Below are 15,494 nucleotides of genomic sequence, written 5' to 3'. Positions count from 1 at the left end.
GCTTTGAAGAATGGACGCGTGCGCCGGCGTGGCTCAGACGGCGAGCACCTTGCCATTGCGCACGAACGGCAGTTTTACCACGCTTGCGGGTAAAGCTTTGTCGCGGATCTGCACATGGACGACATCGCCGGGCTGCACGCCCCTGGGCACGCGCGCGAAGGCGATCGATTCCTGCATCGTCGGCGAAAACGTGCCGCTCGTGATTTCGCCGTCGCCGTGGGGCGTGACCACCTTCTGATGCGCGCGCAGCACGCCGCCCGCCTTGCCGTTTTCCTTCTGCAGGATCAGGCCGACGAACGCCGAGCGCGAGCCGTCCGCCTCCAGTTTCGCGCGTCCGACGAAATCGCGCGCATTCACGAGGTCGACCGTCCACGCGAGGCCGGCGTCGAGCGGCGAGACGGCGTCGTCCATATCCTGACCGTAGAGGTTCATGCCCGCTTCGAGGCGCAGCGTGTCGCGCGCGCCCAGACCGCACGGACGCACGCCCTGTGCCTGCAACGCCTTCCACAGCGCGTCGACGTGGGTGGCCGGGACGATGATTTCGAAGCCGTCTTCGCCGGTATAGCCGGTGCGCGCGACGGTCAGCTCGCCAAACGGCGTATCCCCGACGCGCGCGGCATTGAACGGTTTCAGGGATTCGGTGGCGGCGCGGGTGGCCGGCACGGTTTGCCAGACTTTTTCGCGTGCGTTCGGGCCTTGTACGGCGACGATCGCGTAGTCGCGACGTGCCTCGATTTTCAACCCGAAGCCGTGTTCGGCGTTGAGCCTGTTAAACCAGGCGATGTCCTTGTCGGCGGTACCGGCGTTCACGACGACGCGGAAATGGTCTTCGCTGAAGTAGTACACAATCAGGTCGTCGATCACGCCGCCTTCCGGGTTCAGCAGGCAGGAGTAGAGCGCGCGGCCGGGCGTCTGCAGTTTGGCGACGTTGTTCGCGAGCGCGAATCCGAAGAAGTCGCGGACTTTGGCGCCGGTGAAATCGACGGCGCACATGTGCGACACGTCGAACATGCCGGCGTCGGTGCGCACGGCGTGATGCTCGTCGATCTGCGAGCCGTAGTTGACGGGCATATCCCAGCCGCCAAAGTCGACCATGCGGGCGTTGAGCGCGCGATGCGTCGCGTGGAGCGGGGTGTGTTTGAGTTCGGTCATGGGGCCTCAGGCGTCTCGCGAATCAGAAAAGGCCATGCGACGAAACTCGCGGCGTGTGCCAGCGAGTGCTTCGATACATGACCCCTCTGTCCTCGATACCTGAGAGATTGCGCTACCGTGGCCAGTGAATCTGTCACGGTGAACGCGCGCCCCTTCGGTGGGCAGCCTGCCGGTCGCTCGATGAGATCGAAACGACGGCTACTGCCGCTCTCCAGAGTGCGAAAAACGGGGGTTGCGATGAGTCTGCAAACCGGTTTTTCGACGCAGTCGGTCCTTTTGCCTGAGAGTTTGCGGGTGTGCCCCTTCGGCGGCGCGGCCTGCGATGTTCGGCGGCCAGCACGCTCTCCCGACGCGTGCGGCGAATGTACGCGAGCCCCCGAACCTTGTCAAATTGAGACGGGTGGCCCGCGCCGGGCTGTGCGCATGGTGGCCCGCGTCAAAAATACGTGCAGCGGAAGACGTAAAAAAGCGCGACGAGTGCTCGCCGCGCTTTCTTCATCTATATGGAAGCGGGATGATCACGACCCGGCCCCGCTTGTTTGTAACGGTTTGTTCCCTTTCGACGTTGTCAGGCAGCGCCGCCGCCGATGCGCTTGAACGGCAGCCGCCGGCCTTCCTGTGCGCTCTGATTTGCCAGTTCGATGACCGTCATGACGTCGACGGCTTCTTCCGGACAGACCGGGAACGCCGCGCCGTCGTGGATTGCCGCCGTCAACGAGCGGTAGAAATTGGCGTATTCGCCGTCGCGCGTCGGCAGTGGGCGCTCCACTTCCAGCTCGCCATCCAGTTCGCGCAGCAGGCCCGGTTCGTTGCCGCCGCCGAATTCGACGTCGCCCGGATTCAAGCCGGCTTTCAGCTGGTCTTCCTGGGTGTCGAGACCGAATTTCACATAGCTGCCGCGGGTACCGTGAATCGCGAAGCGCGGCGGCGCGATGGCCGCGAGTGCCGTGGCATGCAGCACGACTTCCTTGTCCGGATAGCCGAGTTGCAGATGCACGTAGTCCGGTGCGGTGCCTTCGTCGCGATGAATCCCGACCGTGGCCATCACGGTATCAGGCAGACCGAACAGCACCAGCGCCTGGTCGATCAGATGCGGGCCGAGATCGAACAGCAGACCGCCGCCGCGCGCCGCTTCTTCACGCCAGCGCTGCTTGACGTGTGGCCGGAAGCGGTCGAAGTGCGATTCGTAATGCGTGATGCGGCCCAGTTCGCCGCTTGCGACCAGATCCTTCACCGTCAGGAAATCGCCATCCCAGCGACGGTTGTGAAAGGGCGCGAACACGAGCTTCTTCTGACGCGCGAGATCGGCGAGCGTACGGGCTTCGGCCGCCGTCAGCGTGACCGGTTTGTCGACGACCACGTGCTTGCCCGCTTCGAGCACGCGTTTCGCGAGATCGAAGTGCGTGTCGTTCGGCGTCGCGATGACGACGCACTCGATTTCAGCCAGCGCGAGCAGCGCCTCGAGATCCGGGACGATCGAGGCGTGCGGATAGTCGGCGAGGGCCTTGGCCGGCTGGCCGGTCGCGATTGCGGCGACGCTCGCGCGGCCGCAGTTGTCGATCACGGGCGCGTGGAAGGTGGCGCCGGCAAAACCGTAGCCCATCAACCCTGTTTTCAGCGATGAAGACATGCGAGCTTCCTGCAAAAAACGGCGCGCGGCGGGGGCGGCGCGCAACGCTGCAATTGTGACACGGCCCCACGGATGGCGGTCTTCTGCGCTGCGTCATCGACGCTTTCATCCGTGTTAACATCGCGGGTCTCGTGCTGGCGGCCCGAGCCTGAAAAGCGTGCCATACCAGCGGGTTGCACGCCGGCGGACCGCCATGCCGCATGCCTCCGGGCGGGTCTTTCCAGACGCGCCCTCAACCGCACTACCTTCCAGTCAACGATGTCCGCAGGCCTGAACTCCGCCCAGAACGAAGCGGTGCGCTATCTCGATGGTCCGTGTCTCGTGCTCGCCGGCGCCGGCAGCGGAAAGACGCGCGTCATCACGCAGAAAATCGCGCATCTGATCGAAGCCAAGGGTTTCGAGCCGCGCCATATCGCCGCCGTCACGTTCACGAACAAGGCTGCAGCGGAAATGCGTGAGCGCGTCGGCAAGCTGCTCGAAGGCAAGACGCTGACGACGCCCGGCAAGGAAGGCCGCAAGGTGCCCGTCAACCAGCTGACGGTGTGCACGTTCCACTCGCTCGGCGTGCAGATTCTGCGGCAGGAAGCGGAGCACGTCGGACTGAAGCCGCAGTTTTCGATCATGGATTCCGACGACTGCTTCGGCATGATTCAGGAGCAGGTCGGCTCGACGGACAAAGGTTTTATCCGCAAGATCCAGTCGATCATTTCGCTGTGGAAAAACGGCTTGATCATGCCAGACGAGGCGATGACGCTCGCTTCGAACGAAGACGAACATCAGGCAGCGATCGTCTACCGCAATTACGTCGCGACGCTGCACGCGTATCAGGCCGTCGATTTCGACGACCTGATCCGTCTTCCCGCCGAGCTTTTCGCGCGGAACGAACCGGTGCGCGACCGCTGGCAGAACAAGCTGCGCTATCTGCTGATCGATGAGTATCAGGACACGAATGCCTGCCAGTACGAACTGCTGAAGCAGCTGGCCGGCCCGCGCGCGGCGTTCACCGCGGTGGGCGACGACGACCAGGCGATCTACGGCTGGCGCGGCGCGACGCTCGAAAATCTCGCGCAGCTCGGCAAGGATTTCCCGAAGCTGCACGTAATCAAGCTCGAGCAGAACTATCGTTCGACAGTGCGCATCCTGACCGCTGCGAACAACGTGATCGCGAACAATCCGAAGCTCTTCGAGAAGAAGCTGTGGTCCGAGCACGGCATGGGCGACACGATCACCGTCACGCCGTGCAATGACGAAGAGCACGAGGCCGAATCGGTCGTGTTCCGCCTGTCGGCGCACAAGTTCGAGCGGCGCGCGCAGTTTCGCGACTATGCGATTCTGTATCGCGGAAATTTCCAGGCGCGCATCTTCGAACAGGTGCTGCGTCGCGAGCGGATTCCGTATGTGCTGTCGGGCGGCCAGTCGTTCTTCGACAAGGCTGAGATCAAGGACATCTGCGCGTACCTGCGCCTGATCGCCAACGCCGACGACGATCCCGCGTTCATCCGCGCGATCACGACGCCGCGTCGGGGCGTCGGCAATACGACGCTGGAGGCGCTCGGCTCGTTCGCGGGGCAGGCGAAGGTGTCGCTGTTCGAGGCGGTGTATATGGGCGGCATCGAGGCGCGGCTGTCGGCGCGTCAGGTCGAGCCGCTGCGCACCTTCTGCGATTTCATGCAGCGCCTCACCGATCGCGCCGACAGCGACGCCGCGACCACCGTGCTCGACGACCTGATGGACGCGATCCACTACGAGGCGTATCTCTATGACGCGTTCGACGAGCGTCAGGCGCAGTCGAAGTGGCAGAACGTGCTGGAGTTTCTCGAATGGCTGAAGCGCAAGGGTACGAAGCCTGAGCCTGCGGCCGGCAGCGAGGCGACCGGTTTCGACAACGCCGACGGCCTGGCCGATACCGGCAAGAACCTGCTCGGTCTGATCCAGACGGTCGCGTTGATGTCGATGCTCGAAGGCAAGGACGAAGATCCGGACGCGGTGCGGCTATCGACCGTGCATGCGTCGAAGGGGCTCGAATATCCGCACGTGTTTCTGGTGGGCGTCGAGGAAGGCATCATGCCGCACCGCGGCGGCTCCGACGACGGCCCGGTCGACGAAGGCCGCATCGAGGAAGAGCGCCGGCTGATGTACGTCGCGATCACGCGGGCGCAGCGCAGCCTGCATCTGAACTGGTGCAAGAAGCGCAAGCGCGCGCGCGAAACGGTGGTGTGCGAGCCGTCGCGCTTTATTCCGGAGATGGCGCTCGACGAAGGCCCGCCGCCGACGCCCGAAGAAGCGCCAATGTCGCCGAAAGACCGGCTCGCGAGTTTGAAGGCACTGTTGCAGAAGCCTTGATCTTCGACGGCGCGGGTTGTGAGTGGCGCGGTGAAGGCAGACGTAAAAAATCCCTGCGACGCTTAAGGCGCGCAGGGATTTTTTTGCTTGACGGGTTTTAGCTGGATGGGGCCGGAGGTTACTTCACCGCGCTGACCATGTAGTCGACGGCGGCTTTCACGTCCGCGTCGGATGCGGTTGAGGAGCCACCCTTCGGCGGCATCGCGCCCTTACCGTGCAGCGCGTAGTTATAGACGGTGTCCATCGGCTCCTTCAGACGCGGCGCCCACGCCTCCTTGTCGCCGTATTTCGGCGCGTTGAGCACGCCAGCTGCGTGACAGGCCTGACACACCTGCGTGTACAGCGCCTTGCCGGCCTGCGATGCGTCCGCGCTTTGCGCCGCGCCGGAAGCAGGCGCTGCCTGCGGGATGCTCGCCATTGCAGCCATCGCCGCGGCTGCCTGCGCGGCGCCGGCATCGGCGGCACCGGCCGCTGCCGCGCCTGAAGCCGCCGCTGCACCCGACGCGCCGGCTGCCGCACCTGCGGCAGGCACCGGCGGATCGGCGAAATTCGCGCCCGCGTTGTTCGCCATGTAGGCGACGGCGCGGCCGATTTCGTAATCGCTGTAGTCGTCGGGGCTTGTGCCGCCGCGCGCGGGCATCGCGCCCTTGCCGGTCAGCGCGGTGTGCCACAACGTGTCGAAGCCCTGCGCGATGCGCGGAGCCCAGTCGCCGGCGTTGGTGAATTTTGGCGCGCCTGCGGTGCCGGCGGCGTGGCAGGCGGAGCAAACGGCCTTGTAGACTTCCTCGCCGGTTTTGTAGACGCGCGGCGCGTTGGCATCGCGGATGTCGACCTGGGCCAGCGGCGTGATCCGCTGGTCGACGGCGGCATCGGTGAGGCTGTCGGTACCGGCGCCGACGCGTGTGGCGTTGTCGACGTAATACGCCAGCATAACGATGATGACGATCGGGACTGCAAACCCGGCGACGACCGCAGCGAAGAGCTGTGCAGGTGTTTTGATCAGATTTCCGTGGGGTGCTTCGCTCATGCTTGTCTCGTCTCCGGGGATATTGTGAGCGGTACAGCGTGACGGCAACGACCTGTTCTTTTATTACGAGGACGATTATAGACGTAACGTTTCAGCGGCGGCGAGCAGGGAGGACGCTCTTCAGTAGGCGTTTACGCGAATCGTTCGCGCCGCGCCGGGATGTTGCCGTGATGTGTCGAAGGCCGCCGGACGGGCTTTCGCGGGCGGCGCGGTGGACGGGTCACCCGAAACCGGGTATGCTCTCGGTCTCGCTTTGGTGCCGCTTCCGTTGATTTTGCGGCGCTTTTTGTGAAATGCGCCCGTAGCTCAATGGATAGAGTACTGCCCTCCGAAGGCAGGGGTTGCTGGTTCGATCCCAGCCGGGCGCACCAAAATTCTGCAGTGTCGATCAAGGGCTCAGGCGGCGTTTCCGCCTCGGCCCTTTTTTTGTCGTCTGGCGTGATGCGCTTGTGGCCTATTCGACGGTCGGCGCGCTGCCGGCCCAGGACATTCTGCTGGCCGACGAGCTCAAATTCGTTCGCCGAGTCGGTCATGTGGCTCGCGTCGACACGCCAGAACTTTCAAAAACCCTTCCAGTAATCGACAAATCCCTTCTTGTAGACAAACCATGGCGTCTGCAACTCACGGTTAATCGCCTCGATTGAATCTTCCAGCGCAGGCGTGTCGCGCTTGAATAGCACCCAGCATTTGCTTTGCGGGCAATACACCGACGACTCGTAGCCCCACTGTCGCATCAGGATGTTCATGCTCGCGTTCGTATGAAACGCGGTATGAACCGGCGGACGCAGATAAAACCAGTTCGGATCCTTCGGGACGTTTTCGCAGATTACCGTGTGCAGAATCAGGCAGCCGTCATCGCTAACAATGCGGTTCACTGCATCTAGATCTTCCCTGTCCCGAACGTGCTCGAACATCGCCGAGTTGATTACCGTCCGGTAGACTCCAAGTTCCGAATTGTCGATATACCTGCCCGACCCATCGTTCCTCACAAACGGATCGAAAACCGGGAGATCGAGCCCGTGATACTTATCGAGGATGTTGCTGAGCGTGCCGTATCCGCCGGCGTAGTCAACCGTGCTGTCTATGCTGATAATTCCGTTCTTACCGAGCATAACCAGCATCATGGCCTGCTCGGCATAGGGTGCCTGATTGCCCTTTTTTTCGTTCGCCGGATTCTCGATGTAGTGGTGGAATTGCTCGTTCAGCCTCCCCCATACGTCGGCATTCAAGGTGCGGTGGGTGCTGGAAGCGACAAAACCGCAGCGGGCGCAGCGGAAGTAGTCGACGGGGCCGATGTCCTTCATGTACGAATCGAAGGGCGACTCTGTATAGGTTTTGGAGAAGTAGTATTGGCTCGTCGAGCCACAGATGATGCAGTCCATCTCTGCTTTTCCTGACATCGTTTCACGCCCGGTTTTCGGAAGCGGTAGTTAGTTGTGCGTTCCGCGTTCGCAGACCGCATAAATGCTGGAACACAGATCTGGATACACGCGCCCCAGTTCGAAACAGGCGTCCATATAACTCTTTGAAATGATGTTCGCCTTGAACGCCGCATCGATCTGGAAGTTTGCGAGGCCTTTGAAGAAGACGCCGCCGTGCGTCACCGGCTGAAGATGCGCACGGCGTAATTCTGTGCCCAGCGTGTCGAGCGAATATGTGATCCTGTGCCCCTGTGCCGCCTCCGCAGCTGTCACCGCTGCAGCATGTTCAATCAATCCCATGTTGACTGCAATCTGACGGGACGCTGCGCGCGCGTTCGGCACTGCGACGAAAAGCCGACCGCGCTCCGACAGCCACCCACCGATCCTGCGCAAAATTTCGGCCGGCTGATCGAGATGCTCCAGCGTATGGATAAGGAAAATATTGTCGTAACGTTGCGTCGGTTCAAACGTCTCGAAAGTCGCGTGACGAAACGTTACCGAGCTACCAGTTTTTGCCGATGCGGTCGCAATGCAATCAGCCGATGCTTCGACCACGTCGACGGTTGCAAATCTGGATTCAAGCAGTTTTGTAAAGTTGCCTTCGAAGCATCCGAGTTCGAGTGCAGTCCCCTGGCTGACAAACGGCGCGAACGTCTGAAGCATGTACTCATGCATCAGATAGTCGAAGTCGTATGCATAAAGATGCTCGGGGTGATCCTTCGCCTCGGCGTCGTAATCTCTGCTGTTCATAAAATCAATCCTGTCCGCGTTGGTAAAACCGTTGATGTACGGGAACGTAAAATTCTTCGAGCGACTGTGGCACTCTGGCGTTAAACCCGATCACCTGCCGCAGCCAGGGGGCGCAATGATCTGCGTTTGCGTAGCCAAACAGACGTGGATAGTCGAGTTGCTGCTTGAAAAACGGGCATGTGAACGACAATGTCAACGCTCTTCTCGACAATGCCGTGCGATTGATACCCGTTGCATGCCAGAGCCGCGAATCGAATAGCAGGACTGAGCCGCGCTCGCCGGTCGCGCGCGACGCCCGCTCGGAAAACATCACGTCGTCAGGACGCTCAGCCAGGTTTTGCGAGCCAGATAGAAGATGCGTTGCGCCGTTGTCGGTGGTGAAGTCGTCGAGCATGACCAGCGCATTGAGCATGAAACGCTTCGTGTCGGACGAGAAGCGGATGTCACGATGCACGGACTGCACATACGAGCGGGTGTCCGCATTGTTCACCACGCCGCCGTAGGCGTTAAGTATAAAATTTCCTTCGAAGAAGTTGCGCAGTAACGGATCAAGCGACTGGAACCTGGCCAGCAGATCGAGGTAACACGGATCGTCCATCAACAGATGATGCAGCGTGCCGTCGGTATTGTCGGCAACCTCATTGCGTTGTCTGATTGCGTCTCGCAACGCGAGTGATGGGATGAGCGCCGCATTCAGTCTCTTAACCAGATCTGGATCCATCAGCCGCGATACGACGGTCCATCCGTTGGTCACGAGTGCCGCCTGATGTTCGCTAAAAGCGCCTGCGGCGTCCTGCGGGTCCGTGGCGATATCAATCATTGGTTCCGGGTCCTTTCAGGAGCGAGAATCGCCATCGGTACGACGTCTATATACTTGCCTTCCTTCAATGCCGCCTCGCGAAGCCGCCCCTCGGGCTCAAAGCCGACCTTCCGGTAGAGCGCAGCGGCGCGTTCGTTGGTCGCTAGCACCGTCAGTGAGACGCGGCGCAGATTGAGGTCGTCGAATGCGTGCTGCAAGGCGAGGCGCGTCGCTGCTTCACCGAAGCCGTGGCCGCGCGCCGAAGCGTCGCCGATCTGGATCGAGAACTCGGCACTTCGGTTGATCCAGTCGATCTGCAGCAGATAGACCACGCCGACCATCTCCCGGTCGCTGCGGCGGCAAATCGCGAGACGTACGTTTTGCGTGCGTGACGTTAGATACGAATCGAACCAGCGATTGTCGATTTCGGTGCCGACGTGGCGGAAGCTGCCACCTAGTAGCTTGACAAGCTCACGGTCTGCCCGCCAGGCGTTTAGCCGCGCGAGATCGGCGCGTTCAAGCTCACGAAGGAAAATGTCGCTCAAGATTGCTCCAGCCGCTTCAATAAGAGGTACGCCACGCGCTCCAGCTGCGGGCGCGACAGCCGTTGATCGCACGGCAAGAACAGCGCGCTCTCCGCAATGCGTCTCTCGGCGCGTGGGGCTGAGTGATCGACAGCTACGTCGGGCCAGTAGCAGGGCGTGTAGACCCGCTCCCGGGCTAGCGCGTCGCGCGTGCCGTCTGGCGCGCCGAAGAGTGGATAGCAAAGTGGCGCGCCATCTCCCCATCCGCTTTCGTCGAAGACTGGACGATTGATGTGTCGAAGCGCTGTGTCGAGAAACGCGAAGTTGGCAATTCGCCGCGCGCGGACATCTGCGTAGTCGATTCTCGCGAGAATTTGCCGGGTAAGCGCGGACATCTGTTTCGGTTCTTGCAAATGCAGACCTGCCTCAGCGGAAGCGTAGTCGGCATAGCCCGCTTCCGCGCCGTTAGCCCACCGCTTCAAAAGGTGCGCGGAGCGTCCAGCGGAGCCATCGTCCATGTCTTCGGGGATTGGGACGGGTAGCTTCGTCACGAGATAACCGCCATCCGGCACGCCGAAAAACTTGCGTGGCGAATAGAGCGTCGCGAGACATGCTTCAGGCCCAGCGAAGAATGCCTGCGAATTGTCGATGATGACCTGCTCGGCCGAAAAGCGGTGCAGGACGTCGTCGACATTGTTTGCACAGAGGCCAAAATAGTTGACGTACAGCAGCCATTCATTGGCTGTCGGCGAGGCCGACACCACGCGGAAGCGATCGTCGATTTCGTAGCGCCGTATGGGTATCCCGGCCGTCCGGACCGGTTCGAGCATGCTGTCGCAGACATACCAGGGCATCCAGACGGCGGTCGGGCGATGCGCGCGCAGCAGCGCCAGAAATGCCGCTCTCGACGACTGGAAACACATTGCATCGGGAAGGAGTTCCCCGTGTGCAGCAGGAAGCTCCAGCCCGAAATAGCCGCCAATCGCGTCCTCGTTCATACGGCCTTCCACATCGACAGCATGGGTCCGATGTCGTCGGCGGTATTGAACATCATCACGTCGATGATTGACAGCCAGGGTACGAACGGATGATTGAACTGGGAATACTCGATATAGTCGGATTGCAGGAAGCTCAACTCGATACCGTGCGATCGGAAATCGTCTCTGTCATACAGTTCCTTGCCGCCGATCGCGTTCAGATAGTGGTCGGCGCCCAGCGTCTGGCAGATCGCCAGAACTTTGTCCCTGCCGTGCAAGGCGTGATCGATATTGATAGTCGACGACAGGACGATCCTTGTATCGATGCCAAGCCAATCGCAAACGGCGACGATCGCCTCGTGGATATAGCGCATGAGTGATGTGTGCTCGTTCATCACAATTCGCTCAAGAAGCGGCCATACGGCTGCGAAATTGGACGCCCCACGGTAGGATTCTCGAAACCGGTTCAGAAATTTGACCTTGTTGAACTCGGCCGAGATCGTACGTTGTGCGACGTCGAACGTGTCCGGATCGCTTTGCAGCGGTACCGTGAACATACTGTCGTCGCCGTTGACAAGCATACGATTGCGGTTGATCCAGCCTTTCTTCGTGTATTTGATGTTGTCGTAAAGCACGAAGCAATCGACCGCACGAATTAACTGGAAATATCCAACGTACGGCAGAAAATACGGCTGCATGATCGCAAGCTTCATGATCAGCCTTCCGCGATGATTTCCACGATCCGTTCGATGTTCTCGACCGTCAGTGCGGGATACATCGGCAGGCACAGCACCTTGAGCGATGCTTCGCTGGCGACAGGCAGATTGTCCTGATGCGCAGATGGCGAGCCGCGATACATCGGAAAATCGGAGATCAGCGGATAGAAGTAGCGACGGACGATGACGTCCCTGGCGCGAAACTTCGCATACAGCGCATCGCGGCTGAGCGGATAGTCGCTTTCCACAAGAATTGGGAAGTACGCGTAGTTGGCGATCTTCTCCCCAGCGTCGCCTACGCACCGGATACCCGGCACATTGCGGAGCATCTCACGATACGTCGCATCGATTTCCTTGCGGCGGGCCAACGCTTCGTCGATGTGTTGCAGCTGAAGTAGCCCGAACGCGGCGTTGATCTCGCTCATCTTGCCGTTGATGCCCGGCGCGACGACGGTCACTTCATCCACGTAGCCAAAGTTTTTAAGGTGGTCGATGCGTTGCTTGGTTTTGGCGTCCGGGCAAATGATCGCGCCGCCTTCAAAGGTGTTGAACACCTTGGTCGCGTGAAAACTCAGTACCGAGAGGTCGCCATACTGCAGAACGCTGCCGCTGTCAGTCTGTACGCCGAACGCGTGTGCAGCGTCGTAAATGACCTTCAGATTGTAGTTATCGGCGATCTTCTGGATTGCGTCGACATCACACGGGTGTCCGTAGCAGTGGACCGGCATGATCGCCGTAGTTTGCGGTGTTATGGCCGCTTCGATTTTGGCGGGATCCAGATTCAGCGTGTCAGGGTCGACATCTACAAACACCGGCTTGATCCCATTCCACAGCAGCGAGTGCGCCGTCGCGACGAACGAGTAAGGCGTGGTAATGACTTCGCCCGTAATGCGCAGCGCCTGCAGCGCAGTGACGAGCGCAAGCGTCCCGTTCGTAAACAGAGCGAGGTGTTTGACACCCAGATAGTCGCACAGCGCTCTTTCGAGTTGCTGATGAAACGGACCGCCGTTCGTCAGGACCTTGCTGTCCCATATCTTCTCGAGATACGGGAGGAACTCGGTCAGCGGCGCAAGATGCGGCTGGGTAACGTAGATCCGCTCGTCGGCGCGAGCCGGAACAACGCGAAGTGGTGTGCTCGTGCTCATTGCTTCCCCCCGCCAAATGAAATATTCGTGCGCCTGCACGCTGGCATACGGCCACCAGAAGCGTCCGGAGTCCGAAGACGAGCTTGGGTCTGACTGACCTGCTGGTGGGTAGGCAGCGTCTGCGCCGCCGGCGACACACGGGAAAGGATCATGATTTCGATGAGAGAAGCGATCTTGCCGGATTATGCGACCCGGTCGGCCGCTCTGAAGCGCGGATATGAGCCTGAAAGCCATGCCTGTTTGCGGGATCGCGAAAGTGTTCTGAACCGGTCCGCACCTGTCGACCGTGCCCGGCATCATCGGGTACCGCTTTGCGCGTGCATTGCGGAGCGGTGCCGCGCGCAGCCAGAAAATAGCCCCTAAATCCGCCCCTGTTCCCCTGATTGAAGTGCCGCCCTGGAAGCTACGATCCTGCCATCGAAAGTCCGCCTCGCGCGACAAGCCGTAATGGTCAAGGCCGGCGCGCGCCACCGAATGCCGGTTGAAAGCATCGAATGCGCGGACACGGCAATGGCAGCTCAATCACAGGAAGGATTCGCTTCAATGGCTACCGTCAGTATTCTGATCCCGGCATTCAAGACCCAATTTCTTGGCCGTGCGCTGATCAGTGCGCAGCAACAGACGTTCGAGGACATCGAGATCCTTGTGGGTGACGACACGCCCGGTGGCGACCTTGAGGCGCTGGTACGCCGCGTCGGCGATTCACGTGTGCAGTATTTCCATCACGGTTTTCAGAACGGTTCGGACAACGCGCGCCAGTTGTGGCAGCGCGCGAGCGGCAAGTACGTGAAATGGCTGTTCGACGATGACATCCTGATGCCGAACTCGGTCGAAATCCTGATCGCCGCACTGCGCGAGCATCCGGAATCCGCACTGGCGTTTCACGGCCGCGTGATCATCGACGGTGACGATCAGGTGACGTTCGTCCCGCCAGCGCTGGTCAACGATGGCGAGCGCGTGCTTCTCGACCGGGCGTTCCTTGCTGAGCACATGGTCGCCAATCAAAACAATTTCGTGGGTGAGCCGAGCAACATCATGCTCAATCGCGAACTGGTCGATCTGGCGGAACTGTTCGGTTATCGCTCGCTCGATCTGCTCTTCCTCGCCGATGTGGCGATGTTCCTGAACCTGTCCGAGCGTGCGCCGATTGTCGCGGTCGGCGGATACGGAAGCGCCTTCCGGCAGCACGCTGGGCAGAATTCCAGTCAGGGCGGCCCGAGCTTCAGCGCGGGGCTTTTCGAATGGGAAATGATGCTGCGCGGCGAAGCAGCGGACGGACGTCTGCATGGTGAGGCCCTGGCAGCAGCAAAAGACCGCATGAAAGCGCTGTACGCGAACTGGGCAGGCAAACTCCCGGAGCTCGGCGCTCTGCTCGGCAATCTCGATGAGCTGACGCAGCGCCCATCGGGTGAGCTGTTCGACTCGGCGCGCTATCAGTCCGACCTCGCGAACGCTCGAGTGGCCGTGACCGCGCGGGTAGCAGCACGCAAAAATCCGGCGCATGTCCAGAACTTCTGCGCGATCTGCGAACAGCCCGTCGAAGCGTGGCTGGCGCATCCGAATGTCAATATGCGCATGGAGTTCATGGAACATACCGAGACGGTCGGCTCGATTCTCGACAAGCACAACTGCCCGCACTGCTACTGCAACGACCGTGATCGCCATCTGTGGCTATATATCGCGTACTCGGGAATCCTCGAGAACGCGGCTACGATGCGCATTCTCCATATTGCGCCCGAAGCCCGCGTCGAACCACGCATCCGCCGGCTTCAGCCACGCGAGTACATCGCCGGCGACCTGTTCCCGCACTCGCCGGACCACCGCAAGATCAACGTTGAAGCCCTGGACTTCCCGGACGGCTACTTCGACCTGATCATCTGCAATCACGTGCTGGAACACGTCGACAACCCGGACGTCGCACTGGCTGAGTTCAGCCGTTGCCTCGCTCCTGGCGGTCACCTCGTGGCGCAGACGCCTTACTCGCCGATCCTGAAGCGCACGTTCGAATTGAACAAGCCCGCCTCTGTGCCATTCAAGACGTGGTACTTCGGTCAGGACGACCACGTACGCCTCTTCGGCGCCGACATCGTCGACTACTTCCGTGCCGCTGGCCTCAATGGCGACCTGTACCCGCACGCGACGGTACTGGGCAACATCGACGCGGACGCGGCTGGGTGCAACGTGCGTGAACCGTTCTTCCTGTTCGCCAGGGGCGAGGCGCCCGTTTTTGCATCCTGAAGTGCGACGAACGAACCTCGATACCTGACCCGATCCATCCATGAAACCCATCCGACTCGTCTGCGCCACACGGCATTCGCGCGAGCAGTTCGCCACGGAGTCGGCCCTTGGCCGCTCACTGTCGATCTATCGTCACGCGAGCCCGCCCGAATTCCTGCTCTACGAGAAGAACGCGTACGGCCTGTCGACCGTTTACAACTCCGCGATCGACCACGCGAAAGACAACCCGGCAATCCTCGTCTTCATTCACGACGACATTTCGCTGATCGACTTCTACTGGGTCGAGCGCATTTACGAAGCCGCAGCGAAATTCGACATCGCCGGTCTCGCGGGCAACACGCGCCGCGTGCCGTTCCAACCCGCATGGGCATTCGTCAACGCGCAGTTCCAGTGGGATGACCGGCAGTATCTGAGCGGTGTCGTCGGCCACGGGAAGGGATTTCCGTGCCAGAACATCAGCGTATTCGGCCCGTCGGAACGCGAATGCAAGCTGCTCGATGGCCTGATGCTGATCGCGGACAGCGAGCGTCTGCACGCCGCCGGCGTGCGTTTCGACGAGCAGTTCATGTTCCATTTCTACGACATGGATTTCTGCCGTCAGGCGGAACTGAAGGGACTGACGATGGGGACGTATCCGATCAGCGTGGTCCACGAAAGTGGCGGCGCGTTTGGCACGCCGACGTGGCGCGAGGGTTACCAGCGCTATCTGCAGAAGTATCAGGACTAAGGCAGCGATACGAGTGGCCCGATCCCTGATGACCGGTCCTTAAAG

Annotated in this window: 13 protein-coding genes, 1 tRNA gene and 2 riboswitches; of the genes, 4 read left to right on the top strand and 10 right to left on the bottom strand. The window is 60.8% G+C overall.

Annotated features, from left to right (window positions below):
* Window positions 1–33 precede the first annotated feature (33 nt).
* Together gcvT and P3T16_RS00855 are read right to left on the bottom strand one after the other, a co-directional pair.
* Window positions 34–1,152 (bottom strand): glycine cleavage system aminomethyltransferase GcvT, encoded by a 1,119-nt coding sequence (gene gcvT, locus P3T16_RS00860; protein ID WP_429340830.1) that lies wholly within the window; start codon window positions 1,150–1,152, stop codon window positions 34–36.
* 76 nt (window positions 1,153–1,228) lie between these two features.
* A riboswitch (glycine riboswitch) is annotated at window positions 1,229–1,377 on the bottom strand.
* Between the two features lie 33 nt (window positions 1,378–1,410).
* Window positions 1,411–1,511: riboswitch (glycine riboswitch) on the bottom strand.
* Between the two features lie 209 nt (window positions 1,512–1,720).
* A complete protein-coding gene (locus P3T16_RS00855; RefSeq protein ID WP_429340829.1) occupies window positions 1,721–2,782 on the bottom strand; it encodes an oxidoreductase in 1,062 nt (353 codons plus the stop codon).
* Window positions 2,783–3,040: 258 nt separating this feature from the next.
* Between P3T16_RS00855 and P3T16_RS00850 the strand changes: the two genes are divergently transcribed.
* Entirely contained in the window at window positions 3,041–5,125 is a 2,085-nt protein-coding gene (locus P3T16_RS00850) for a UvrD-helicase domain-containing protein (RefSeq protein ID WP_429259206.1), read from the top strand.
* A gap of 118 nt (window positions 5,126–5,243) precedes the next feature.
* On the opposite strand, the gene P3T16_RS00845 is transcribed toward P3T16_RS00850, so the two are convergent.
* On the bottom strand, window positions 5,244–6,152 hold the full coding sequence (locus P3T16_RS00845; RefSeq protein ID WP_429340828.1) for a c-type cytochrome: 909 nt from the start codon (window positions 6,150–6,152) through the stop codon (window positions 5,244–5,246).
* A 295-nt stretch (window positions 6,153–6,447) separates the two neighbouring features.
* Between P3T16_RS00845 and P3T16_RS00840 the strand changes: the two genes are divergently transcribed.
* A tRNA-Arg gene (locus tag P3T16_RS00840) sits at window positions 6,448–6,523 on the top strand.
* A 189-nt stretch (window positions 6,524–6,712) separates the two neighbouring features.
* Here P3T16_RS00840 and P3T16_RS00835 read toward each other — a convergent pair.
* Genes P3T16_RS00835 through vioA form a run of 7 tightly spaced genes read right to left on the bottom strand, consistent with a single transcriptional unit; the run spans window position 6,713 to window position 12,484 of the window.
* Window positions 6,713–7,534 carry a class I SAM-dependent methyltransferase gene (locus tag P3T16_RS00835; RefSeq protein ID WP_429340827.1) on the bottom strand — a complete coding sequence of 274 codons (822 nt, stop codon included), beginning with the start codon at window positions 7,532–7,534 and terminating at the stop codon, window positions 6,713–6,715.
* Between the two features lie 48 nt (window positions 7,535–7,582).
* The gene (locus P3T16_RS00830; RefSeq protein ID WP_429340826.1) at window positions 7,583–8,323 is read right to left on the bottom strand and encodes a class I SAM-dependent methyltransferase; all 741 of its coding nucleotides are present in this window, start codon (window positions 8,321–8,323) and stop codon (window positions 7,583–7,585) included.
* Between the two features lie 4 nt (window positions 8,324–8,327).
* Window positions 8,328–9,143 (bottom strand): phytanoyl-CoA dioxygenase family protein, encoded by an 816-nt coding sequence (locus P3T16_RS00825; protein ID WP_429340825.1) that lies wholly within the window; start codon window positions 9,141–9,143, stop codon window positions 8,328–8,330.
* Complete coding sequence (locus tag P3T16_RS00820; protein WP_429340824.1) at window positions 9,140–9,667, bottom strand: GNAT family N-acetyltransferase; 528 nt, start codon at window positions 9,665–9,667, stop codon at window positions 9,140–9,142. The genes P3T16_RS00825 and P3T16_RS00820 overlap by 4 nt, the downstream gene beginning before the upstream one ends.
* Window positions 9,664–10,644, bottom strand: a complete 981-nt coding sequence (locus tag P3T16_RS00815) for a hypothetical protein (protein WP_429340823.1) — start codon at window positions 10,642–10,644, stop codon at window positions 9,664–9,666. Before P3T16_RS00815 ends, P3T16_RS00820 begins: the two co-directional genes overlap by 4 nt.
* The gene (locus P3T16_RS00810) at window positions 10,641–11,336 is read right to left on the bottom strand and encodes a WbqC family protein (protein ID WP_429340822.1); all 696 of its coding nucleotides are present in this window, start codon (window positions 11,334–11,336) and stop codon (window positions 10,641–10,643) included. Before P3T16_RS00810 ends, P3T16_RS00815 begins: the two co-directional genes overlap by 4 nt.
* A 2-nt stretch (window positions 11,337–11,338) precedes the next feature.
* Window positions 11,339–12,484, bottom strand: coding sequence for a dTDP-4-amino-4,6-dideoxy-D-glucose aminotransferase VioA (vioA, locus tag P3T16_RS00805; protein WP_429340821.1), 1,146 nt, complete (start codon window positions 12,482–12,484; stop codon window positions 11,339–11,341).
* A 543-nt stretch (window positions 12,485–13,027) separates the two neighbouring features.
* On the opposite strand from vioA, the gene P3T16_RS00800 reads away from it, so the two are divergent.
* Both P3T16_RS00800 and P3T16_RS00795 read left to right on the top strand, forming a co-directional pair.
* Window positions 13,028–14,722 (top strand): methyltransferase domain-containing protein, encoded by a 1,695-nt coding sequence (locus tag P3T16_RS00800; protein WP_429340820.1) that lies wholly within the window; start codon window positions 13,028–13,030, stop codon window positions 14,720–14,722.
* 40 nt (window positions 14,723–14,762) lie between these two features.
* Window positions 14,763–15,449 (top strand): glycosyltransferase family 2 protein, encoded by a 687-nt coding sequence (locus P3T16_RS00795; RefSeq protein ID WP_429340819.1) that lies wholly within the window; start codon window positions 14,763–14,765, stop codon window positions 15,447–15,449.
* Window positions 15,450–15,494 lie beyond the last annotated feature (45 nt).

Origin of the sequence: Paraburkholderia sp. GAS42, assembly GCF_050436565.1 — a bacterium.
In the GTDB taxonomy this organism is placed as follows: Bacteria; Pseudomonadota; Gammaproteobacteria; order Burkholderiales; family Burkholderiaceae; genus Paraburkholderia.
This window is presented reverse-complemented; position numbering and strand designations above follow the sequence as displayed.